The following is a 23,716-nucleotide window of genomic DNA, read 5'->3' as shown; positions in this document are numbered from 1 at the left end:
GACATATTTATAATGTAAGAGGCTAAGGGAGCGTTGCTCCGTCTTAGCCTCTTATTTTATTGTTATTCCCATTGTACAAAAGCGCATCTCCAAAGAAAGCAAGAACAAGACACAGCAGCTGGAAACAGCGTTCATTTCTGCCAACGGTAGACTGGCAGAGGTCCATGTAGATAATGATGGTCCATCGTCTGACTTTCTGTGTGACAAACAGAAAAACGGAATAGAAAATAAAAACATTCAAAGTGTGTTATGGCAAAAGCTTTAACGATACAATATTAACCATAGCTTACTATACATACGCACCATTATGGGAACGTGCCGTTTGAAATTCCTGATAATTGGGAGTGGTGTAAATTAGGAGATATTGTTGATTTCCAAGGTGGTTATGCCTATAAAAGTAATACTTATGTTAATCAATCTGACTGGCAAGTTATAAGAATTGGGAATGTCAAGAATGATAATCTAGTCCTTGATACCCAGCCTGTATTTGTTGAGGAAGTAATTGGTAGGGAAACTAAAAAATACTTATTGCAAAAAGATGATATTCTATTCACAATGACAGGCACAAAAGGAAAACGAGATTACTTCTATTCAGTTAAAGTTCCATCAGTGCAAAAGAAACTACTTCTGAATCAACGTGTTGGCTGTCTTAGACGCTTTTCTTCAGAAGTTAATATAGATTTTTTATGCTTTGCATTGAAAGGAGGATATGTATTAGATGCGATATTTTCCACTGAAACAGGAAATGTTAGCCAAGGGAACATCGGGTCAGAAAATACTCTAAATTTGAATATCGCCATTCCTCCCCTTGCTGAACAACGACGTATTGTATCAGAAATAGAACGTTGGTTCTCATTGATTGACATCATGGAGAATGGCAAGCAAGACTTACAGACCACCATCAAGCAAGCCAAGAATAAAATTCTTGACCTTGCCATTCATGGAAAACTCGTGCTACAAGACCCGAATGATGAGCCGGCATCTGAATTGTTAAAACGAATCAACCCGAAAGCAGAGATTACTTGTGATAACGCGCATTATACGCAGTTACCCGAAGGATGGCAAATTGTATCTATGCAAACCTTATGCAATTTAATTGATGGAGAAAAGCAAAGTGGCATTGAAAGAATTAATCTTGATGTCAAATATTTGCGCGGTGAGCGTGATGCTAAGAAGTTAATGGCAGGCAAATACATTCCGGCAAATTCTCTTTTGATATTGGTTGATGGTGAGAATTCTGGGGAAGTATTCAGAACTCCAATAGACGGCTATCAAGGTAGCACATTTAAGCAGTTATCTATAACAGATGAAATGAATGCTGATTATGTCTTACTAGTGATAAACTTACATCGCAAGACCCTGCGAGAGAATAAGGTAGGTTCTGCAATTCCGCATCTTAACAAAAAACTATTCAAGGCAATAGAAGTACCTATACCTCCTTATAATCAACAGAAGAGGATTGTAGAAGCTATAAATATTGTGTTTAAACATCTTGATACAATAATGGAGAGTCTATAAACTCTCCATTATTGTATCTAATTGAGCAAATATCTTATTAACCGCATTTATAATTCTTTGTTGTTCCGTAAATGGCGGCAAAGGAATATAGGTATTTATTATTTTTTCTTTGGATATATTTGGCTGTGCTCCACCACCTCCCATTTTTATAAACTCTTCCCTATGGGATAATAAAAAAAGAAATATAAACTCTCTATCTATCCCTTTAAAGACTTCACAAGCACAACAGGCTTGATTCGTTGTAGCAGGAAAAGTTAATATTCCTATCTTTCCTATTGTTGCTCCATACATAGCAATTAACACACTACCAGTAGGATTTAGTTTCACAGAAGTCTCATTCAAGGCTTTTTCTGTTATATATTCGGGAATATGGGTAATATATCCATCATTTAAATCTCCCGTTTTTAGCCAAGGAATATTCCCATTATAATAATCCTTATTCAGCCTATTTGGTGTGCTCCCCGACTGCCATTTGCCAATTTTTCCAAGTGTTGTCCAACTCCAATTTTGAGGTACCTCAAAAGGTAACTGCGTATAATGCGCGATACGTCCTTTTATATTATTATCATATTCATTCTAAATTAATGCAATATGGTAACAAAATTCAAAAATCATTTAGCAAGAACTAATCTTGCCAGAAACACCGTTAATTCGTATGTGTGGACAGTAGAGTATTTCCTTAATCATTATGGGGAAGTGAACAAGAAGAACCTTTTAGCATATAAAGGGTATTTAGTTGAGAATTTTAAGCCGCAAACTGTAAATCTTCGTTTGCAGGGAATTAACAAGTATCTGGAGTTTACAAAGCAAGAAAAGTTAAAAGTGAAGTTCGTAAAGGTACAGCAGAAGAATTTTTTAGAAAACGTAATCAGCGATGCAGATTATAAATTTTTCAAATCCAGACTCAAGGCTGATGGTTATGATGAATGGTATTTCATTGTTTGGTTTATGGCTGCTACCGGAGCACGAGTCAGTGAATTGCTCCATATCAAAGCAGAACATATCGGTGTTGGTTATCTTGACTTATATAGTAAAGGTGGAAAGATTCGTCGGTTATACATTCCTAAGAATCTACGAATAGAAGCAGATAAATGGTTAAAAAGCCTAGGCTTAACATCCGGCTATATCTTTCTAAATCGTTTTGGACAACGTATCACCACTCGTGGAATAGCGTCGCAACTCAAACATTTTGCCGAAAAATACGGAATGAACAAAGAAGTGGTTTATCCTCATTCATTCCGTCATCGTTTTGCTAAAAATTTTCTCGACCGTTTCAACGATCTTGCTCTACTTGCCGACCTCATGGGGCATGAAAGCATTGAAACGACTCGCATTTATCTTCGCCGTACAGCAAGTGAACAGCAGAAAATTGTAGATAAAGTCGTGAACTGGTAATCTGTCAATAGCCTTTAGAAGTGCAATTATTTACACTTCTAAGGCTTTTTGTATATTGTCAAGTGAAGAGAATAGCTTTTCTATTTTTGTAACTATGCGGTATTGTTCAGCAAGAGGAGGTAAGAATATATGCATATTTTCTAAAACCCCAATATATAATTCCTTTTGGTTTGTGCTTCCTGCAAGATTCTCTTCAATATACTGTTGTATAGAGTCAGAAGATATATAAGCATAAACATATTGAGGACAAATACTTTTCACCACTCTTACGACAGAAACATGTGAATCAGGAACTACAAATGGATAGTTACCCAAGCAATTTGCATTAAATAATCTTGTTCTTCCAACAGTGCCAGTACCCGTTGAATTTACAAGAATATCCCCAGTTTGTAATTTGTAAACTTCATTCCACTTGTTAATCGTAGAAGGGTCTAAAAATCTTGCTTGCTCTAATGATATGCCACCATCTTTTAGATTGCATTTTTGAGCAAATACAGGGTATGTTTTATCGTATTCCGAGTATTTGGGTGATTTCCCTCTTGACAAGAAAGAACATATATCGACCAATTTGCAGACACACCAATTTTCCGGAATCTTCTCATACTGCGCGTTATCACAAGTAATCTCTGCCTTCGGATTGATACGCTTTAGCAACTCAGAAGCGGGTTCGTCATTTGGGTTTTGCGGTACAAGTTTACCATGAATGGCAAGGTCTAGGATTTTTATTTTTACTTGTTTTATTACAGTTTGTAAATTTAATTTGTCTTGTTCTATTTTATCTATTAATTTAAACCAACGCTCAATTTCTTTAACTATATACTGTTGTTCTGCAAATGGAGGAAGTGGTATTTGTAAAGATAACAATAACTCACGTTTCAATCCAGGTATTAATCCATTGGCTTTTGATATTATACTCTCTATGTTATTTTTTACAACAGCTTTTACGTATTTAATATTGATATAATTTGTATACACTCTTATTGCTTGTATCTGACGAGCTATATGAACTGTGCCAATATTGTTAATAGCCATTTTTCCAACGCCAGCACCTTTGCATACAACAAGTAAATCATTTAAATATGAATAAACAGACGGATATTCTGTCCATCTATTAATAATAAGTTGTTCATTTTCAATATTGCTGGCTCCAATGATATAAGGTATACCAGAAACATTGTTATTATATTTCTCTGGTGAAAAATCTTGTCCAGAAACAAGTTCTAAGATTTCCTCTAATGTTGTCCACTCCCAATTATCAGGAATTTCAAACGGCACGTTCCCATAATGGTGCGTATCAGAAGTTTTAGTCCTTTTTTTGCTACGCTTTATTTTTCCCTCTTTTATTAAACGTTCTTTCTCTGCTTTAATGCGTTCAAGTAATACGGATGCAGGTTCGTCATTCGGATCTTGTGGAACAAGTTTACCATGAATGGCGAGGTCTAGTATTTTTTGGCGTAATTTTTTTGTATCCATTTGGGTTAGTCTTTGTTTAAGAATAGATTGCAAAACTCATTCAGTTGCTGCTGCATGCGTTCTTGTGGAATGAGAATACGCTTGTATTCAGCAATCATGGTAGGACTCATGCTTCGGCTCATAGCGTACTCTACTACTACCCGGTCTGCTTCAGGACAAAGAATGATACCGATAGACGGATTTTCGTTGGAGCGTTTTACATCGCGGTCGAGTGCTTCCAGATAAAATTCCAACTGTCCAAGGTCGCGAGGATGAAACTTTGTCTTTTTTAATTCTACAGCGACCAATGCTTGTAAGCCGCGATGAAAAAATAGTAAATCAGCCTTGAATGTAGATGCACCAATATTAAGGCGATATTCTTGATCCATGAATATAAAGTCTTTTCCTAGTTCAAGGATAAACTGTTTCATGTGTTCTATTAGGCCGTTCCTTAGTTTTGTTTCGCTATGCTTTTTCGGCAGATTGAGAAAATCTACAAACAGGGTGTCTTTGAACATGACTGGCGCATTAGGATATGTTTCAAGCAATCCTTTTGACATATTATCCTTATTACCTAATAATCCAGTATAAGTCTGATTAGAAATGCAACGTTGGAGCTCACGTTTTACTAAATGCTCTTTATTGGCATAGAGTATATAAAACAACCGTTCTTCGTCGCTTTTACATCGGCATAAAATTTCTATGTGATTAGTCAATGTCGTTAACTCCAATATCTTAGGCATTTGTCCAACTGTTGGCTGGACAAATTGTGCAGTTTTTGGCTGCACAATTACAGGTACTTCCTGTTTATGGTCGCTCGCTTCAATTTGTGCAGTTTTTGGCTGCACAAATTCAGTATTCAAATATTGTCTTATTGTTGCTATGAAAGTTTCTGACGAATACACGTCATAAAACATTACCATATTGTAGATACTTCTTTTGCTATATCCTTTGATGTCAGGACGTTGGGAACGTATATATTCAGACAGTTGCGTGACGACCTTACTTCCCCATTCTTCGCTCTTCAGTTTAGCTGAGACATATCCGCCTACATGCCATGCAGTGAGTAACAATTCTTCATTTACAGCTCTTGAAGCATTAGTTTTATGTTGGAGAATAATATCTATGATTTCTCCGAATTGTTGTTCTATTGATATTGCAATGTTATTATTCTTCATACGCTTAATCTTCATTTATGTTTGCAAGCAGCTTCTCAAGTTCTGCTACTGCTGAACTAATAGTTTTACTTTTTCTTTTATATCAGCCATCAATTCAGCCAAGGAGCGGTCATCAGTTTCTCCTCCCTGTTTTATCCAAGTTATATCAAGGCTTGTCTTGTCACGAGTGAGAATATCGTCTACCGGATATTTACGCCAACGTCCTTGAGGATTATTGTCTGCATCATATGTCTCTTTGCGTCCTTCTAAATTTCCTGCATTATAGCATGTAACAAAATCATCCAAATGATGTCTCTCTAATTTATTAGTAGCAAGCGTATGTTTGATACCAGTACGATAATCATAAAACCAAATCTCTTTCGTTGGTTGACCTTTGGAAAAGAATAATACATTTGCTTTTACACCTTGTGCATAGAAGATACCTGTAGGCAAACGAAGTATCGTATGTAAATTGAAGTCCGAAAGCAACTTCTTGCGAATTGTTTCTCCCGCACCACCTTCAAAAAGGACATTGTCTGGTAATACTACAGCTGCACGACCTCCGGTTTTGAGCATCAACATCATGTGTTGAAGAAAATTCAACTGATTGTTCTTCGTTTCTACATAGAAATCCGGACGGTTAATATCAACAGAACCAGCCGGACGAGTGCCGAAAGGAGGATTGGCTAATATTACATCCACAAGAGTGGATGGCTCTTTCTCCAAGGAATCCTCACAAACAATTGGACTTCGTTCTGTTCCCACACCATGTAAATATAGGTTCATAGAAGCAAGTGTCACAACCAATGGAGTGTTATCTACACCATGCAGTGCCTTGTTACGCAAGAAATCACGTTTCTCCTTACTGGCAGACTGCTCTTTCATATAATCATATGCGGTCAAGAGAAAACCTCCGGTGCCGCAGGCTGGATCACAAACCGTTTCTCCAATTTGTGGAGCTATGCAATCTACCATTGCTTTGATGAGCGGGCGTGGAGTAAAGTATTGACCTGCACCACTTTTCTTATCTTGTCCGTTCTTTTCAAGGATACTTTCGTAAATAGCACCTTTCACGTCTCCATCCATGACCAGCCATTGCTCCTCATCAATCATAGTAATGACTTTTTTTAAATAGACAGGCTTGTCTATCTTGTTTTGAGCTTTTGTATAAATTGTGCCGATGAGGTTTTCCTGTTCACTCAGCAGTTTCAGAGTATCTTCGTATTGCTTTACTAAATCTAGACCGTCAAGAGAAATTAAATCACTCCATTGATAACCAGATGGTATTGCAGATTCTTCTCCAAACATTTCTACATTCTCTGCATCCATCTTCAAAAATAAAAGATAGGTGAGCTGTGTGATGTAATCTGTAAAACCTATACCTTGTCCGGCAAGAGTAGTTGCCAAATTCCAAACCTTTTTGGTGAGCGATTGCTCTGTTGTATTATTTGTTGCCATAAATTTATGCTGCTTTTCTTAAAACCACAAATGTGTATAGAGACTGTAAAGCTTCATTAGCTTTCTGCATATTGCCAAAAGCACGGATCATCTGTGCTGCCTGAGTTGCATCATCTTCACGAATCTCTTTGACCGTACAAGCTCCGTTGGAAGCAATATAATCTACAATACGACTGATAACTTCACGTTGTTTATCTGTTATTTCGCGCTGGTTTTGTCCTAACCATAGATTGAAATACTGTTTAGAGGTGGAAACAACACTATCTAACCGATCAATCTGGTGTAAAGCAAAACGTACAAGCTGTATGATATTGGTCAAAGCATCACTCTCTTCTTTCGTAGAAGAACGTCGAACGCTATTTGGATTCAGAATGGCGTATGAGTTCCATAATTGCTTGGAAGTAAAATGATTGTTAGCCATCTTGAGTTTGTTTTCTAAATCTTTTAGCCTTGAATAGGTAATTGGTTCACCTTCATTATTATAAATTATACGTAGAGCTTCTATTTCATCACTATGTTCTTTGCAGAAATCTTCAAAAGCTTCTGTTGTATTTTTAGCTTCCTCTATTGAAAATCCTTTAGATATAAGCGTGTCCTCGCCAGGCATCAAAGTATTGACAAATCCTGCAGCAAGAATAAGCAGATACCTGCGCGCATCAGCGTGATTTGCAAGTGACGCAACTAAACCCTTTCGCTCATTGTTAGGCTCTTTGGTACTTATAAATGGCGGCAGAATATTGTTTTCAAATGCTTCGTAAATTCTTGAAGCAAGTTCTTTCATGTCGTCATTAGCCAAACATACGAATTCATTCCTCTGTGAATTATCTGCTTTGTTATATATTCTGGAAAGTGTTGCAGCTAGACGTTTCAGATGCTCATCAGGAAGGTAACCATGGGTAATCTGTTCCAACAGCTCTTTAAGAGTAATAATCTTTGTAGTAGGCTCATCGGTTATCGTAGGTATTGTTTTTTCGTGTTCTGTAACACCTACGGCATCGATCAAATAGAAACAGTCTTTGCTGAACGCATTTGGGGTGACATTTCGTAACTGCTCATCTCCAATTGTGCGTACACCACGTCCTTTCATCTGTATATAGAGCGGTAAAGATTCTACATCACGCATGAAAATCAATACTTCAAGAGGCTTAACATCTGTACCAGTTGCTACCAATGTACAAGTTACGGCAATTCTGAAATCTTTATCATTCCGGAACTGACGTATCAATTCATTACTATCGCCTGCAGAATAAGTTATTTTCTGCACAAAACGGTCATCTGTACGTCCAAATACTTCTTTAGCTATCTGTACGATATTGCTGGCATGAGTCTCATTTAGCGCAAATATCAAAGTCTTTGGCAGATAGTCAAAATTGGCTTCACGCTGTGGTTCATTGAATAACTCAGTATAGACTACATCACGATAAGTAGACAGAATAAGTTTTATTTGCGCAGGATTAATGACACTTCTGTTTAACTCCTTATTGGTATATGTTTTCGTTTCCTTATTGGAAATAGTTTTTACATCTCCGGTATAACGTGTTTCTTCTTTGATTTTATCCCCTTCTAATATAGCACCGCCATTTTCTGTAACTTGGGTTTTGATTCGATATACGCGACAATCTACATTTACACCATCAACGATGCTTTTTTCCAATGTGTAGTTGACTATACGATTATTGTTAAAGAATGCCATTGTTTCAGGAATAGGCGTGGCTGTCAATCCAACAAGTCTGGCTGTGTCAAAATATTCCAATACCTTACGCCAATTCCCATAAATGGAGCGGTGGCACTCATCTATGATAATTAAATCAAAATAATCATGTGGCAAATTTGGATTCGGAGGTAATACAACTTCTTCTGTAGGTTCATTATCATCATCGTTGTCATTATCCTCGATAGTGTCTCCTTTCAGAAAAGAAAAAAGACGCTGTATTGTTGAAATAACGACATTGCTATCAGATGGTATAGAAGAAGAACGAAGACGGTTCACGGTAAATATTGTATTGAATGCATCTCCATTTTCTGTCAGCCGAAAAGTTCCGAATTCTCCCTCTGCCTGCTTCCCGAGATTATTTCTGTCCACAAGAAATAACACTCTTCTCATTGGGGTATATGAAAGAAAACGATATGCCGCAAGACATGCGGTATATGTCTTACCTGCACCTGTTGCCAATACCATCAAGGCGCGATTCTGTCCACTTCTGAAACTTTTTTCCAGTTCTGTAACAGCCTCATACTGACAATCCCGTAGTCCTTTTCTTCGCAAAGTTGGAAGCCCAGAAAAATAATCATTTATTCCCAATAATTTAACCAATTCATGAGGAGTTGGAATCGTCATAATTTGCTTGAAACAAGAATCTTGTTTGCGAAAATCACAGAAATACAAGTCTTTTCCATTTGAAGTAAATATGAAAGGCAATGGTTTCTGATATGTTTGATAAATTTTAGGAATATTTCTGGCATATACGACAGCTTGTTCACAAACTTTATCAGAAAATGGATCAATCTCTTCTCTTTTAGCTTCAAGTACACCAATAGCCTTTCCGTTAATAAAAAGGAAATAATCAGCCTCAAGGTTACCTTTTAAAAGTCCTTCTCTTATAGCAACTGCAGTACAGTTTGGTTCATAGTTATCTCTATCGACCACCTTCCAACCAGCATCGCTAAACCACTGATCTATTTTTTGCCTCGCTTTTTCTTCTGGTGTCATATATTCCTATATTTTTATATTATCGGAAGTTGAATACAGAAAATAATAACATCTATAAAGAACTGTTACCGCTCTTCTTGTCTGTTATCAAATCTTTTATGTCAACTGAAGAAATTCAGTAATTGCTGTAAGGTCTCCAAATTAGAATGGATTCTGTTACAAGCATACGAGTTAACTATATTGAAGCTCCTATCCAGTTTTTTCGCTAACCAAGTTTTTAAATCTCTCTCCGATAAAACAATCTTTATTCTATTTAATTATATTTTTAGATGCAATTATATTATGCAAATATAGTGAATTATATTCGACAACAGAAATTCTTTTTGTAAATTTGTCTGATTAAGTATCTAAAAAGTATATGCTTGATTAATAACTTAAAAGAATTGAATTAAGAACAGATAAAGACACTATATTTAAGATATTTTAATTTATAACGAAATCTATCTAAGATAGAATACTACAGTTTTAGCGATTGGCAAATATAAAATATGCCACTGTCGAAAAGTAAAAGGAAAATAGAATTAAGTTTATATGCAGAAAGCCGCTTTTAAAGTGAAGTTATCAATTAAGGCTGAATTTAAATTAAACTTATTTCTATTTGATTCCAAAATTAATTTTAGTAAGTAAATTTTCCAAACAGCCTTACAAAATGACATTACAGGAATGTTTGGATTTTCTGACGAAATAGAAAGGCGAGGCGGACACAAGGACATGAAATGGTAAAGGATATTTACAAAGAGGAGAAAACGGGGCACTTTCTGATGATAAACCTATCGGTTTTGGAGCAAAAGTGGGCCGTTTTTGAATCACGAAAAGGCTGTTTTTAAAGCTGAATCAGGGCTTTTTGCAGCCGTTTATTGCGAAAATAATTGCACACTTTATATTCTATGCCGATATTATGCTGAACAACAATGCGTTACATTTGCACACGATTTCGACAGTATTTGCGTACAAATATTTTTAATTTCTGAAAATGCCCGCTCTGGAGCGTCAGCGAGAATCAGTTTGAAAGGCAAAAGCTGTGTTTACATATCAGAGCGTCAAAAGATCATAGACGGAACAATACGGAATCAGCAACAGGGCAAAACAATAACAAAGAAATACTTAATTTTATTATCTGCACCGCTTATATATTGCACGTTTTGCAATAATTTCGTATTTTTGCAGCAAAATATTAACAAAGACGATAACAACATGCCGGAATCCAATTTTGTAGATTATGTGAAGATTTACTGCCGCTCAGGCAAAGGCGGAAGAGGCTCCATGCATCTTCGCCATGTGAAATACAACCCCAACGGAGGTCCCGACGGAGGCGACGGCGGTAAAGGCGGAAGCATTTACCTGCGAGGCAACCACAACTACTGGACGCTGCTCCATCTGAAATATCAGCGCCACGTGTTTGCCGAACACGGAGGCAACGGCGGACGTGACAAATGTCACGGCACCGACGGCAAAGACCAATATATCGACGTGCCGTGCGGAACGGTGGTGTATAACGCCGAAACAGGAAAGTATGTGTGCGACGTTACATACGACGGACAGACGGTGCTGCTGCTGAAAGGCGGCCGCGGCGGACTTGGCAACTTCCAGTTCCGCAGCGCCACCAACCAGGCTCCGCGCTACGCTCAGCCGGGCGAGCCGATGGAGGAAATGACGATAATATTAGAGCTTAAGCTGCTTGCCGACGTGGGACTTGTTGGATTCCCCAACGCGGGCAAGAGCACGCTGCTGTCGTCGCTGTCGAGTGCGCGCCCAAAGATAGCCAACTATCCGTTCACTACGCTCGAGCCGTCGCTCGGCATTGTGAGCTATCACGACAAACAGTCGTTCGTCATGGCCGACATTCCGGGTATAATCGAGGGTGCAAGCGAGGGCAAGGGTCTCGGTCTGCGATTCCTGCGCCACATAGAGCGCAACTCGCTGCTGCTGTTTATGGTGCCCGGCGACACTGACGACATAAAGAAGGAATATGAGATACTGCTCAACGAGCTGCGCAACTTCAACCCCGAGATGCTCGACAAGCACAGAGTGCTGGCCGTGACAAAATGCGACCTGCTCGACGACGAGCTTATAGAGATGCTGCGCGAGACTACGCCCGACGACATTCCGGTAGTGTTCATATCTTCCGTAACAGGTCAGGGCATCAACGAACTGAAAGACGTGCTGTGGAAAGAGCTAAACAGCGAGAGCAACAAGCTGCAGGACATTACAGCTGAAGACACGCTGGTTCACCGCGACAAAGACCTCAGCACACTGCCGCAGGAACTGCTTAAAGAGGGCGAGGACGAGATAGTGTTTGTTGATGATGAAGACATTGAGGACATCGACGACTATGAGGACCTTGACGATGTTGAGTATTTTGACATTGACGAAGATAAATAAGAAACATAAGACAAGAGCCGCATGACATGCCGCAACGGCAAACATGCGGCTCTTTTACCAAAAACACTTTTGCTATGATGAAGCCACAGCTTACATATTATGACATATCGCCCGACACGACGGCATTCAGCACAACGCGCCACGGCGGACACAGCACCGGAAACTATGCGGAGCTGAACATAAACAGATATTGCGGTGACAACCCTGAAGACATTGAGAAGAACCTTGAAGCCCTATGCCGTGAACTCGGCGTTGACAAGGAGCGTGTCATTATGCCGCACCAGACTCACGGCACGGAAGTGATGCAGATAGGTGCCGACTTCCTGTCGCTGTCGGCAACGGTAAAAGGAATGATTCTTGAAGGCGTCGACGCTCTGATAACCGACGTAAAGGACGTGTGCATAGGAGTGTCTACCGCCGACTGCATACCTATATTAATATACGACTATGCACACCACGCTGCAGCAGCGGTGCATGCAGGATGGCGCGGAACGGCAAAGCGCATAGCATGCAAGGCTGTAAAGATGATGGAGGTGTCGTTCGGATCACGTCCGGAAGACCTGACGGCAGTTATAGGACCGGGCATATCGATAGACGCCTTTGAAGTAGGCGACGAAGTTTATGCCGAATTTGAGGCTGCCGGATTCAACATGGCCGACATAAGCCGCAAGGAAGACAAATGGCACATCAACCTGCCCGAATGCAACCGCAGGCAGCTGGCGGCCATGGGACTGAAGGAAGACAACATAAACGTGTCGGGGGTATGCACCTACAACAACAGCAACGACTATTTTTCGGCGCGAAAGCTCGGCACTGAATCAGGCAGAATATTCACAGGAATAATATTGCGCTGACACCTAAGCCACAAGGAAAATGCCTGAAGGCATACAGAATAAAACAGTAAAGGCCATATCCCGCAGTGAATGGGGTATGGCCTTTACTGTTGATATGATGCGGAAGGGCGACTATTATTCGCCCTCCTCCACCGTCTCGCGGTTAATCTTGTGACGGTCGATGATGCGCCACACATAAACTATATATGCAAGAACAAACGGTATGAGCAGCGACACTACAGACATGACGCTGAGCGTAAACTCGCTGCTGCAGCTGTTCTGAATGGTCAGACTGCTCTGCAGCTCAACGGCAGAAGGATAATACGCCGTGTTGTTAAGTCCGGCACACAGCAACAGACTCAGCACTACCAACACTTCACCAATGCCGGCTGTCCATATTCCAGAATTAAAACTGGTGTCGAAAACGGTGCGCCCCGTTCCGTAAAGGAACAGCACAACGCCCACTACAAGCATAACAGCCAGCGGCCACAAGGCAAGGAAGTTTGAAAGATACTTGCCATTTTCGACAAAGATGTTGCCTGTTGCAGGGTCATAAGCGTATCCGTCCTTCACAAGGACATAAATAAGGAAAGCCAGGAATGTAACGAGGAACAGCAGCAGATTAATACGCAGCAGCTTTCTTGAGCGCTGGCGTATGTATATGTCAGAGACGCTGTTCACCGTATAGAGTATACCTGTAACCCTCGCAAGGAACATGACGGCAAGTCCAAGTACAATGTTCCACACATCGAGAAGGGCGTCAAGGCCGTTGCTGCCGTTAGCCCAGCTGCTTATCACGGGCGACAGTCCGTTGGTGAAGTTTGCCTTCTCAACAACGAAGTTAGAGCCTGTGAAGAATGTAGCCACGGCAACACCAATAAGGAACGGAGCCACCCATCCGTTGATGACAAGGAAGGTCTGAAAGGTCTTTACACCGAGAATATTTCCGAGCTTTTTCTGAAATTCGTAGCTGACAGCCTGCAGCACGAAGGTGAACAGGATGATAATCCACAGCCAGTAGGCACCGCCGAAACTCGTACTGTAGAACAACGGGAACGAGGCAAAGAAGGCTCCGCCGAACGTTACAAGCGTGGTGAAGGTCAGTTCCCACTTGCGGCCGGTAGAATTAACCAGCATTCCGCGCTCAACATCGTTGCGCCCGAGAGAAAAGATAATAGAGTTTGTTCCCTGAACAAACATCATGAAAACGAGCAGCGCTCCAAGCAGCGACACCAGAAACCACCAATATTGTTGCAAAAAAAGATATGTCATAATTTTCTTTGTTTTTATCGTTCATGTTTATTATTGACACAATTATGGTCTGGCAGCAACATCAGAAAACTCCGGACCTTGCTTTATGGCCTTGCACATAATGTTGATTTCAACCACAAGCAGAAGCGTGAACAGCACGAGGAACATAAAGAACGTGAAGATAACCGACCCGGAACTGATGTCAGACACGCCTATCCATGTGGGCAGCATGTCCTGTATTGCCCAAGGCTGACGTCCGAGTTCGGCCAGCACCCATCCCGACTCGCTTGCCACATAGGCCAACGGCAGAAGAACAAGCCATGCAATATGCAGCCATTTGAGACGCAGAATGTCCTTACGGTAGACAACAAACAGCGTTACGGCAAAGGCTAGGATGAGCAACATGCCAAGGCCTACCATAATACGGAAAGACCAGAAGCACACTGGTATGTAAGGCACTATCAGGTCGGGATTGTCCATATATCCGTAACCGATGTATTTAACATTGTCCTTAATCCGTGCGCCATACTTATCAGCCTCGGCAGCATTGCCGTTTTTCTTGGCTTCGCGGTATTTGCCTATTGCATCGATGGCGACCTTTCCGCGCTCCGACTTTTCCGCAAACGACAATGCAGTCGTACCGTCATGCTGCGTGTATCCGCCCTTAATGATGTCGTTTATGCCAGGCACAAAGCCGTTTAGGTCTCTCGTTGCCAGCACAGAGAGCATCTTGGGTATTGCCACCTGAAGAGGCAACTCTTCAGAAGCGGCATAGTCAGGCTGTCTGAACGGATTTATTAAGGCCACAGCCGTAAGCGGCGCACCTTCTTCACCGTCATACAGAGCTTCCATTGCAGCAAGTTTCATGGGCTGTGTCTTTGCCACCATATATGCAGAATTGTCTCCTGTATAAGCTGTAAGCAACGTTGCAACGAGTCCTACTATTGAGGCAATCTTTATACTGCTGACAGCAAACTTTCTTGTCTTGGCGGCAGTAGCCTCGGGCATTTTGCCGCTGTTGGCCCTGATAAGATAATAACAGCTGACCGCCACGGCAAACACAGCACCGACAATCCAGGCTGAAAGGACTGTGTGAAAAAACTTGTCTATGGCAAAAGGCGACAGAGCCACATCTGCAAAAGACGTCATCTCGTTGCGCATCGTGTCAGGATTGAACACCTGTCCTACGGGATACTGCATCCATGCGTTGGCTACAAGAATCCACCACGCTGATATCGTAGCGCCAAGTCCCGTCAGCCATGTCGACGCAAGATGAAATCCGTCTGACACTTTGCCCCAGCCGAAGAACATTACGCCGACAAACGTAGCCTCCATAAAGAAAGCCACAATGCCCTCGATTGCCAGCGGCGCACCGAACACGTCGCCTACGAGCCACGAATAGTTGCTCCAGTTTGTGCCGAACTCAAACTCAAGGATAAGTCCGGTTGCCACACCCATGGCGAAGTTTATACCGAACAGCTTCTGCCAGAAGCGCACAGTGTCTTTCCAGAAGACGCTCTTTGTGCGATAATAGCAGGTTTCCATTACTCCCATAATAAGCGCAAGTCCGAGCGTCAGCGGCACAAAGAGCCAATGGTATATGGCTGTAAGTGCAAACTGAGCTCTCGACCAGTCGACGGTCCCTGCACTAATGCTCAATAAAAAATCTGTCATACACTTTATTTTTTAATAGTTATTAATCTTGCTCTGTCAATCTGCACCGGTCATACGGCTGCTTATATAGTCGGCCTTACTGCCGCCCGCAGCCTTCTGGCTTAGCACGTCGGGCATGAAAAACAGCTTCACAACAAGAAATATTATCACAAGCTTTATGATAATGACAAGCCAAAGCTTCTTTCCTATGTCCATCGAGGTGAAACCGCTGTAATAGAAATCGAAAATCTTGCGCAACATATCCGTTTTATTTCATAATATTAGATATTCAGTACAAATAACCACTCTCAATGCCATATTCACGACAAAATGTAAACGCCGAATTAGCATAAGGCAAGTTAATTTCAACAAAAATACACATTAAATTTTAATTTTGTTCAAAAACACGGCAAAATTGACAATAATAGTTTTTTTATTTCAATAAATGCTTTGTCTTTTAAGATAAAAAAATCTACTTTTGCAATTAAATATGCCACTATGGCATTCAGTTTAATAATCATGATTAATTTAAAACAGAATTTAAAATGAAAAATAAGAAAATTATAATAATCTCAGCTGTCATTGGTGTACTTCTACTCGGTGGAATAGTTTACCTGTCTATAAGTCTGCAGCAGCAAAAGCAGGCTAACAGGGACATGCAGGAACTGGCCGAGCTCGACAAGAAAGAAATGGAAAACGAGTATCAGCAGTTTGCCGACCAGTACAGTGAGATGAAGACTCAGATAAACAACGACTCTATCATAGAGCAGCTCACGCAGGAGCAGATGAAGACCGAACAGCTGCTGAAAGAGCTGAAGAACGTGAAGGCTACAGACGCACGCGAGATTGCACGTCTGAAAAAGGAGCTTGCAACATGCCGCGCCGTCATCAGAAGCTATATTCTGGAAATAGACTCACTCAACCGTCTTAACCAGAACCTTACAGCAGAAAACACACGCGTGAAGGGACAGTACGCTGAGGCAACAAGACAGATCGAAGGTCTTAATGCCGACAAGCAGTCGCTTTCTGAGAAGGTCGCCATTGCTGCTCAGCTTGATGCCACAGGCATATCACTGACAGCCAAGAACAAGAGAGGCAAGGTTACAAAGAGCCTGAAAAAGTGTAAGACTCTTCAGGTAAACTTCAGCATAGCCAAGAACGTTACAGCCCAGAGCGGCATGAAGACCATCTACGTGCGCATAACTACGCCAACCGGCTCTGTGCTCACCAACGGCGGAACATTCAACTATGAGAACCGCAGCCTGCAATACTCAATGAAAAGAGACATTGAATACACCGGCAACGAGACTGCTGTAACAACATACTGGAACGTAAACGAGTTCTTGAGCAACGGTACATACAACGTCAGCATATTTGCCGACGGAAACATGATTGGTTCTCGCAACTTCTCATTTAAATAAGCCCTGACCTCAGGATCATCAAGAAGAATTAACCGCTATTCGTTTATGAAGAATGTTGCTGCCATATTTCTCCTGATATGCGCCCCTGCCACAGCGGCGGCGCAACAGGTACTGTCGCTCGACAGTTGCCGCGCCATGGCCTTGCGCAACAACAAGCAGATAAACATTGCACGGCTTAAGAAGGACGTGGCGCAGAACACACGGAAAGCCGCACGCACAAAATATCTGCCACACGTTGACGTGCTCGGCGGATACGAATTCATGAGCAAGGAGATTTCTCTCCTCAACAATGAACAGAAAGGCGTGCTCGGCAACCTCGGCACTACAACTGCCGGCCAACTGGGCAACACCGTATCGTCTGCAATAACGGACATGGTTAGTCAGGGCGTTATAACACCGCAGACAGCCGAAGCGCTTGGAAATATAGCCAACAAGATAATGCCCGGACTGGAAAATGCAGGCAACGCCATAGGAAAATCCATAAGCGACGCTTTCAGGACCGACACGCGAAATATCTTTACGGCATCTGTCATGGTGCGCCAGCCGATATTCATGGGCGGAAGCATCGTTGCGGCAAACAAGATAGCCGACATAAGCGAGCAACTGGCTGAAAACGACATAACGAGCAAGACGCAGAACACGATATACGACATCGACAATGCCTACTGGACCGTGGTGTCGCTGAAACATAAGGAGAAGCTGGCTAACAGCTATCTGAACCTCGTGAAGAAACTGAGCGGCGACGTTGAAAAGATGATACGCGAAGGCGTTGCCACCAGAGCCGACGGCCTGAAGGTTGACGTGAAGCTAAACGAGGCTGAGATGCAGCTTCTGGAAGTTGAGAACGGAGTGTCTTTGGCAAAAATGCTGCTCTGCCAGCTGTGCGGCATGCCGATCAGCAAGGACATAAGGCTTGAAGACGAAGATAAAGAAGACGCATTCAGCAAGGTGGAAATGACACCATTGGTTGACACGGATGCCGCCAAGGAGAACCGTGCAGAACTGAAGATGCTGCAGAATGCGGTTGACATAAGCAAACAGACAACAAATATAATCAGGGCCGCGTATCTGCCGCAAATAGCGCTCACCGCAGGCTATCTTGTAACCAATCCCAACCTTTACAACGGATTCGAAAAGAAGTTCTCCGGTGTATGGAATGTCGGGGTGATAATGAGAATACCTGTATGGAACTGGTTTGAAAGTTCATACAAGATAAGGGCCAGCAAGACTGCCACTACGATAGCCATGCTCGAGCTCGACGAAGCACGCGAAAAGGTGGAACTGCAGGTTAACCAGAGTTCATTCAAAGTGAGCGAAGCTAACAAGCGGCTCAACATGGCAAACAAAAATACAGAACGTGCCGACGAAAACCTGCGATGTGCCAACCTCGGCTTCAAAGAGGGCGTAATGGACGTTACGGATGTCATGACCGCCCAGACGGCATGGCTGCAGGCACGCTCACAGAAGATAGACGCTGAAATTGATGTTAAGCTGTCACAGCTCAACTTAAAGAAAGTTCTTGGAGAATCATTATATTAGAAATCATGACAAAAAAATCACAACATAACAACATCTTGCTTACAATAACCGGATTTGCCATAACCGTCATTATTGTAGGAGTTATAGGTTTCTTTGCTTTTGGCAAGACAACTGAAACGATACAGGGCGAAATTGAAGTATCAGAATACAGGGTGTCGAGCAAGGTGCCCGGGCGCATTCTTGAACTTAGAGTCAAGGAGGGCGACTATGTAAAGGTTGGCGACACGCTGGCCATAATAGACGCTCCTGACATTGAGGCCAAAAAGAAGCAGGCTGAAAGTGCCGAAGACGCTGCTGCCGCCATGAACGAGATGGCAGACAGGGGCGCACGTCAGGAACAGATACGCGGAGCCTACGAGATGTGGCAGCAGGCCAAGGCCGGACTTGACATTGCAAAGAAGTCATACGAGCGTGTTCAGCGTCTGTTTGACGAAGGTGTCATGAGTGCCCAGAAACGCGACGAGGCATTTGCCAACTATAAGGCGCTCGAAGCTCAGGCAAAGGCTGCTAAGAGCCAATACGACATGGCCGTAAACGGCGCACGCCGCGAAGAGAAGCGTGCAGCTGCGGCTCAGGTGAACAGGGCAAAGGGTGCCGTACAGGAAATAAACTCATACATACACGAAACCGTGCAGATAGCACAGGTTGAAGGCGAGGTAAGCAGCATTTATCCCAAAGTGGGTGAACTTATCGGAGCCGGCTCTCCTATCATGAGCATATCAATAATGAGCGACCTGTGGGGTACATTCAACGTGCGTGAAGACCAGCTCAACGGACTCAAGAACGGCGACACATTCACAGCATATTGCCCGGCTTTCAGCAAAGACCTGAAGATGAAGGTCTACTACATCAAGGACGAAGGCAGCTATGCCGTATGGAAAGCCACTAAGAGCAACGGACAGTATGACTTGAAGACTTTCGAGGTGAAAGCCCGTCCTGTAACAAAGCTTGACGGACTAAGACCGGGTATGTCGCTAATAATTAAAAACAGATAAAACCAGAACGTGGGTAACAGTGTCAGCATAAGGAACATCATCAGCGTGGCATGCAGAGAATGCAGAATATTGAAGAAGAATCCGATGTATCTGTTCTGCATGCTGATATTTCCCGTTATTGTCACCATATTTTTTACTTCACTAATGAGCAACGGGCAGCCGACCGACATGCCCGTTGGCGTAGTAGACCTCGACAATACATCTACCACACGCTCGATAATAAGAAAGCTGGACGCATTCCAGACTACAAAAATCGTAAAACGGTATACTAACGTAAGCGAGGCTCGCAATGCCATACAGCGCAACGAGATTTATGCCTTCCTGTATATTCCCGAAGGCACAACGTCTGAGCTGCTGTCAATGAGGCAGCCTAAAATATCGTTCTACTACAGCTCCACCTCACTTACTGCCGGAGCGCTGCTTTACCGCGACCTCAAGACCATATCTACGCTTGGCTCTGCCGGGGCAGCGTCGTCTGTGCTGCAGGCAAAAGGACTGACAGAAAGCCAGATTATGAGTTTTCTGCAGCCTATCGTCATCGACCTGCATACGGTGAACAATCCCGCCGTAAACTATAGTATCTATCTTAACACGATGATCATTCCGGGCTGCCTTATGCTCTTCATCTTCCTGATAACGGTCTACTCGATAGGAACGGAACAGAAATTCGGCACATCGAAAGAATGGATGGAGACAGCCGGCAATAACATTCACAATGCACTTATCGGCAAGATATTGCCACAGACGCTGGTGTTCCTGGCCATATTCTATGGCTACATGATGTATGTGTTCGGCATATTGCAGTTTCCTCATCCCGGCGGACTGCCGGCTATACTGCTGCTCGGCCTGCTTTCAGTCCTCGCGGCTCAGGGCTTCGGCATATTTGTCTTTGGACTCACGCCGTCGCTCCGCATGTCTATGAGCATATGCAGCTTGTGGGCCGTATTGAGTTTCTCGCTGTCAGGCACAGCCTTTCCGCTGTCTGCCATGTCGCCGGCAATAAAATCAATAGCCCAGCTGTTTCCGCTACGGCACTATTACATGATTTATCAGCTCAATATCTTCAACGGCTATCCGCTTGCTTACTCGTGGATAAACATAACGGCAATGGTATGCTTCATTATGCTCCCCGTGCTGGTTGTGTCCAAGATAAAGAAAGCCGCCTTAGAATATGAGTACTTGCCTTAAGCGCTTTTAACAGAAGATAAAACAGAAGAAGAATTAAGATATAAAACCTGATGAAAAAAGCCAAAAGCTTAATACAACAGATCAATGAGGGCATACACGACATGTGCTACATCTGGGCTGAAGAGATGAAGACCACCTGGAAAGACGAGGGTGTGCTTATCTTCTTCATCCTAGTGCCGCTGCTCTATCCGCTTGTCTACTCGTGGATCTACACCAACGAGGTGGTGCGCGAGGTGCAGGTGGCTGTGGTCGACATGTCGCACAGCAATCTCAGCAGGCAGTTCATCAGACAGTTTGACGCGTCACCCGACGCCAAGATTACATATTACTGCAACAGCCTGAGCGAAGCCAGAGACCTTGTGGGCAGGCAAGAAGCCTCGGGCGTGCTGTATTTTCCAGAAGACTTTCAGACCAACATCAACCGGATGGAGCAAAGCCATGTCAACGTGTTCTGCGACATGAGTTTCATGCTCTACTACAAGGCCATATTCCAGACAGCCACTGCTGTAGCCGGAAACATCAATTCAGAAATACAGATTCAGCGCGCCGGCAACACCACCGAACGTGAGAACGAGATAACGATAAAGCCGCTTGACTTTGACGAAGTGCAGATATTCAACACAACTGGAGGATACGGCAACTTTCTTATACCAGCGGTGCTTATACTCATCCTGCAGCAGACTCTGCTGCTTGGCGTAGGTCTGTCGGCAGGAACCGCAAGAGAAAAGAACAGGTTTAAGCAGCTCGTTCCCGTAAGCAGGCATTACAACGGCATATTCCGCATCGTGCTTGGCAAGTCGCTGTGCTATCTTATGATTTATGCCGTGATATCAGCTTACATCACTCTTGTTGTGCCACGCATATTCGGCTTCACGTCGCTGCTTCATGCCGGCGACCTGGCATGCTTCATGCTGCCCTATCTGCTCTCATGCATATTCTTCTCGATGATTGTCTCATGCGCCGTGAGATACCGCGAGAACATCATACTTCTGGTTGTATTCACTTCACTGCCATTCCTGTTTGTGTCAGGAGTGTCATGGCCGCAGAGCGCCATACCGGAGTTCTGGCAATGGGTGTCTAACCTCGTTCCTTCAACCTTCGGCATACGCGGCTTTGTCAGAATGAACGGCATGGAGGCACGCCTTGGCGACGTGCTGTACGAATACAGGGCACTGTGGATTCAGGCTTTCGTCTATTTCCTCATAACGTGCCTGCTTTACAGACGCCAGATAATAAAGACGCGACGAAAGGAAATTGAAAGACTAAGAACTGAAAGAAACTACGAAACTGCCGAAACAGAAACGGCAGAATAGACATATAAAATGCAAACAAAGACGCACATAAAAAAAATGTATGTGCGCAAAATCAATAAGTTAGCATAAAAATAAACGGAAGTCGGGCATGCACTTGCATGCTGACTTCCGTTAAATTTTTTATCCGCAATCAGGCCGGATATGTCCTTACCTGCCGCAAGCAGACTGAGATTTTAATCTGTCTCTTTGTTTTCCGCAGCCCGCTTGCCGCTGCATTGCCCTTACATAACCAGAGCCATGCCTAAAGGACATCGAGCCAGAACCGCATTATAATAATCACAGCCCATAAGCCATGTTCAGACGGCATCATGGCGTCAGCTGTTCTTTACCTCAACAATCTTTGTAGGCGCCTGCTCGGCATTACGGCGGTTGACAACTGTTACAACAGCCATGGCCAGATTGATAAATGCCTGACCTGTCATGGTGTCAACATTAAGGGCAGCCGGCTTGCCGTCGTCGCCACTCTCGCAGATGCTCTGCACAACAGGTATCTGAGCCAGCAAAGGCACGTCCATCTCCTTGGCAAGATTCTTGCATCCTTCCTTGCCGAATATGTAATACTTGTTTTCAGGAAGTTCGGCAGGAGTAAACCACGCCATATTCTCAACAAGTCCGAGGATAGGCACATTCACCTTGTCGTTTCTGTACATGTCGATACCCTTGCGTGCGTCTGCCAGTGCCACCTTCTGCGGTGTGCTCACTATAACTGCACCCGTTATGGCCAGTGTCTGCAGCAGCGTCAGATGTATGTCGCTTGTTCCTGGAGGCGTGTCGAGCACAAAATAGTCAAGCTCGCCCCAGTCAGCATCACCTATGAGCTGCTTCAGCGCATTAGAAGCCATTCCGCCGCGCCACAGTGTAGCCGTGTCAGGATTTACAAAGAAACCTATACTCAGCAGCTTCACGCCATACTTTTCAACAGGCTCAATGAGGTCGCGGCCGTCTTTATGAACTGCATAGGGACGGAAATCCTCTACGCCGAACATCTTAGGCATTGACGGGCCGAAGATGTCTGTATCAAGCAGTCCGACCTTATAGCCAAGACGTGCGAGAGATATGGCCAGGTTGGCAGCAACGGTGCTCTTGCCCACTCCGCCCTTGCCAGAACTTACGGCAATGATATTCTTTACGCCCGGAAGCATCTTTCCGGCTTCGGGCCTGGGCTTCGACTTAGTCTCCACCTCTATGGTCACCTCAACGTCCTTGCTTACATGATAGTGTATGGCAGCCTCGGCAGCCTTGATGGTAGACTTCATAAAGGGGTCGGTGTCGCGCGGAAATATCAGCGAGAACGACACCTTCATGCCGTCAATACGCAGATTGTCGGCCACCATCTCACTCTCTACAAGATTCTTCTTGGTACCCGGATACGTAACGGTAGCCAAGGCATCCATTATCAGTTTTGGATATAATGTCATAATGTTTATTTTTTATATTTCACAACAAGGCAG

17 protein-coding genes and 2 pseudogenes are annotated in these 23,716 nt (G+C 43.3%); 9 read left to right on the top strand and 10 right to left on the bottom strand.

Annotation, left to right across the window (positions count from 1 at the left end):
• The first annotated feature begins 315 nt into the window (after window positions 1-315).
• The gene (locus ACU52_RS15255) at window positions 316-1,518 is read left to right on the top strand and encodes a restriction endonuclease subunit S (RefSeq protein WP_162207736.1); all 1,203 of its coding nucleotides are present in this window, start codon (window positions 316-318) and stop codon (window positions 1,516-1,518) included.
• On the opposite strand, the gene ACU52_RS01720 is transcribed toward ACU52_RS15255, so the two are convergent.
• Window positions 1,513-2,064: a restriction endonuclease subunit S gene (locus ACU52_RS01720; protein WP_262503034.1), complete on the bottom strand. Its 552-nt coding sequence runs from the start codon at window positions 2,062-2,064 to the stop codon at window positions 1,513-1,515. The genes ACU52_RS15255 and ACU52_RS01720 overlap by 6 nt on opposite strands.
• Before the next feature lie 45 nt (window positions 2,065-2,109).
• On the opposite strand from ACU52_RS01720, the gene ACU52_RS01715 reads away from it, so the two are divergent.
• Window positions 2,110-2,913, top strand: a complete 804-nt coding sequence (locus ACU52_RS01715) for a tyrosine-type recombinase/integrase (RefSeq protein ID WP_053397498.1) — start codon at window positions 2,110-2,112, stop codon at window positions 2,911-2,913.
• A gap of 30 nt (window positions 2,914-2,943) precedes the next feature.
• Here ACU52_RS01715 and ACU52_RS01710 read toward each other — a convergent pair whose 3' ends face one another.
• The 5 genes and pseudogenes from ACU52_RS01710 to ACU52_RS15520 all read right to left on the bottom strand — a co-directional run bounded on the left by ACU52_RS01710 (window position 2,944) and on the right by ACU52_RS15520 (window position 9,938).
• A complete protein-coding gene (locus tag ACU52_RS01710; RefSeq protein ID WP_053397497.1) occupies window positions 2,944-4,386 on the bottom strand; it encodes a restriction endonuclease subunit S in 1,443 nt (480 codons plus the stop codon).
• Between the two features lie 5 nt (window positions 4,387-4,391).
• Window positions 4,392-5,543 carry a PDDEXK nuclease domain-containing protein gene (locus ACU52_RS01705; protein ID WP_053397525.1) on the bottom strand — a complete coding sequence of 384 codons (1,152 nt, stop codon included), beginning with the start codon at window positions 5,541-5,543 and terminating at the stop codon, window positions 4,392-4,394.
• Window positions 5,544-5,547: 4 nt separating this feature from the next.
• Window positions 5,548-6,980 (bottom strand): annotated as a pseudogene (locus ACU52_RS01700) (type I restriction-modification system subunit M).
• Window positions 6,981-6,984: 4 nt separating this feature from the next.
• On the bottom strand, window positions 6,985-9,690 hold the full coding sequence (locus tag ACU52_RS01695; RefSeq protein ID WP_053397496.1) for a type I restriction endonuclease subunit R: 2,706 nt from the start codon (window positions 9,688-9,690) through the stop codon (window positions 6,985-6,987).
• 52 nt (window positions 9,691-9,742) lie between these two features.
• Window positions 9,743-9,938, bottom strand: a pseudogene (locus ACU52_RS15520) (transcriptional regulator).
• A 946-nt stretch (window positions 9,939-10,884) separates the two neighbouring features.
• Here ACU52_RS15520 and obgE point away from each other — a divergent pair.
• Window positions 10,885-12,072 (top strand): GTPase ObgE, encoded by a 1,188-nt coding sequence (gene obgE / locus ACU52_RS01690; RefSeq protein ID WP_021853831.1) that lies wholly within the window; start codon window positions 10,885-10,887, stop codon window positions 12,070-12,072.
• A 77-nt stretch (window positions 12,073-12,149) separates the two neighbouring features.
• The gene (pgeF, locus tag ACU52_RS01685; RefSeq protein ID WP_053397524.1) at window positions 12,150-12,926 is read left to right on the top strand and encodes a peptidoglycan editing factor PgeF; all 777 of its coding nucleotides are present in this window, start codon (window positions 12,150-12,152) and stop codon (window positions 12,924-12,926) included.
• Window positions 12,927-13,040: 114 nt separating this feature from the next.
• On the opposite strand, the gene cydB is transcribed toward pgeF, so the two are convergent.
• Genes cydB through ACU52_RS01670 form a run of 3 tightly spaced genes read right to left on the bottom strand, consistent with a single transcriptional unit; the run spans window position 13,041 to window position 16,070 of the window.
• Window positions 13,041-14,177 carry a cytochrome d ubiquinol oxidase subunit II gene (gene cydB, locus ACU52_RS01680; RefSeq protein ID WP_053397495.1) on the bottom strand — a complete coding sequence of 379 codons (1,137 nt, stop codon included), beginning with the start codon at window positions 14,175-14,177 and terminating at the stop codon, window positions 13,041-13,043.
• Window positions 14,178-14,219: 42 nt separating this feature from the next.
• On the bottom strand, window positions 14,220-15,830 hold the full coding sequence (locus ACU52_RS01675; protein WP_053397494.1) for a cytochrome ubiquinol oxidase subunit I: 1,611 nt from the start codon (window positions 15,828-15,830) through the stop codon (window positions 14,220-14,222).
• Window positions 15,831-15,866: 36 nt separating this feature from the next.
• Entirely contained in the window at window positions 15,867-16,070 is a 204-nt protein-coding gene (locus ACU52_RS01670) for a DUF4492 domain-containing protein (protein ID WP_021853836.1), read from the bottom strand.
• 284 nt (window positions 16,071-16,354) lie between these two features.
• On the opposite strand from ACU52_RS01670, the gene ACU52_RS01665 reads away from it, so the two are divergent.
• The 5 genes from ACU52_RS01665 to ACU52_RS01645 all read left to right on the top strand — a co-directional run bounded on the left by ACU52_RS01665 (window position 16,355) and on the right by ACU52_RS01645 (window position 22,265).
• Complete coding sequence (locus ACU52_RS01665; protein ID WP_021853837.1) at window positions 16,355-17,230, top strand: hypothetical protein; 876 nt, start codon at window positions 16,355-16,357, stop codon at window positions 17,228-17,230.
• Window positions 17,231-17,275: 45 nt separating this feature from the next.
• A complete protein-coding gene (locus ACU52_RS01660; protein ID WP_021853838.1) occupies window positions 17,276-18,769 on the top strand; it encodes a TolC family protein in 1,494 nt (497 codons plus the stop codon).
• Between the two features lie 5 nt (window positions 18,770-18,774).
• Window positions 18,775-19,764 carry an HlyD family secretion protein gene (locus tag ACU52_RS15425; RefSeq protein ID WP_021853839.1) on the top strand — a complete coding sequence of 330 codons (990 nt, stop codon included), beginning with the start codon at window positions 18,775-18,777 and terminating at the stop codon, window positions 19,762-19,764.
• Between the two features lie 84 nt (window positions 19,765-19,848).
• Complete coding sequence (locus ACU52_RS15420) at window positions 19,849-20,952, top strand: ABC transporter permease (RefSeq protein WP_082335107.1); 1,104 nt, start codon at window positions 19,849-19,851, stop codon at window positions 20,950-20,952.
• Window positions 20,953-21,002: 50 nt separating this feature from the next.
• Complete coding sequence (locus ACU52_RS01645) at window positions 21,003-22,265, top strand: ABC transporter permease (protein ID WP_021853841.1); 1,263 nt, start codon at window positions 21,003-21,005, stop codon at window positions 22,263-22,265.
• Window positions 22,266-22,579: 314 nt separating this feature from the next.
• Here the strand turns inward: ACU52_RS01645 and ACU52_RS01640 are convergent, their stop codons facing one another.
• A complete protein-coding gene (locus ACU52_RS01640) occupies window positions 22,580-23,683 on the bottom strand; it encodes an Mrp/NBP35 family ATP-binding protein (RefSeq protein WP_053397492.1) in 1,104 nt (367 codons plus the stop codon).
• Window positions 23,684-23,716: the final 33 nt, after the last annotated feature.

The sequence above is a fragment of the Xylanibacter rarus genome, assembly GCF_001275135.1.
Taxonomy (GTDB): domain Bacteria; phylum Bacteroidota; class Bacteroidia; order Bacteroidales; family Bacteroidaceae; genus Prevotella; species Prevotella rara.
Note: the sequence above shows the minus strand (reverse complement) of the source record. Positions and strands in the feature narration are given on the sequence as shown.

Excerpts from the sequence above, each read along its gene's own strand:
- ACU52_RS01695 (WP_053397496.1), bottom strand. The coding sequence starts at position 9,690 with ATGACACCAGAAGAAAAAGCGAGGCAAAAAATAGATCAGTGGTTTAGC.
- ACU52_RS01710 (WP_053397497.1), bottom strand. The coding sequence starts at position 4,386 with ATGGATACAAAAAAATTACGCCAAAAAATACTAGACCTCGCCATTCAT.
- ACU52_RS01640 (WP_053397492.1), bottom strand. The coding sequence starts at position 23,683 with ATGACATTATATCCAAAACTGATAATGGATGCCTTGGCTACCGTTACG.
- ACU52_RS01660 (WP_021853838.1), top strand. The coding sequence starts at position 17,276 with ATGAAGAATGTTGCTGCCATATTTCTCCTGATATGCGCCCCTGCCACA.
- pgeF (WP_053397524.1), top strand. The coding sequence starts at position 12,150 with ATGAAGCCACAGCTTACATATTATGACATATCGCCCGACACGACGGCA.
- ACU52_RS01675 (WP_053397494.1), bottom strand. The coding sequence starts at position 15,830 with ATGACAGATTTTTTATTGAGCATTAGTGCAGGGACCGTCGACTGGTCG.
- obgE (WP_021853831.1), top strand. The coding sequence starts at position 10,885 with ATGCCGGAATCCAATTTTGTAGATTATGTGAAGATTTACTGCCGCTCA.
- ACU52_RS01705 (WP_053397525.1), bottom strand. The coding sequence starts at position 5,543 with ATGAAGAATAATAACATTGCAATATCAATAGAACAACAATTCGGAGAA.
- ACU52_RS15420 (WP_082335107.1), top strand. The coding sequence starts at position 19,849 with ATGTATCTGTTCTGCATGCTGATATTTCCCGTTATTGTCACCATATTT.
- ACU52_RS01670 (WP_021853836.1), bottom strand. The coding sequence starts at position 16,070 with ATGTTGCGCAAGATTTTCGATTTCTATTACAGCGGTTTCACCTCGATG.
- ACU52_RS01665 (WP_021853837.1), top strand. The coding sequence starts at position 16,355 with ATGAAAAATAAGAAAATTATAATAATCTCAGCTGTCATTGGTGTACTT.
- cydB (WP_053397495.1), bottom strand. The coding sequence starts at position 14,177 with ATGACATATCTTTTTTTGCAACAATATTGGTGGTTTCTGGTGTCGCTG.
- ACU52_RS15425 (WP_021853839.1), top strand. The coding sequence starts at position 18,775 with ATGACAAAAAAATCACAACATAACAACATCTTGCTTACAATAACCGGA.
- ACU52_RS01645 (WP_021853841.1), top strand. The coding sequence starts at position 21,003 with ATGAAAAAAGCCAAAAGCTTAATACAACAGATCAATGAGGGCATACAC.
- ACU52_RS01715 (WP_053397498.1), top strand. The coding sequence starts at position 2,110 with ATGGTAACAAAATTCAAAAATCATTTAGCAAGAACTAATCTTGCCAGA.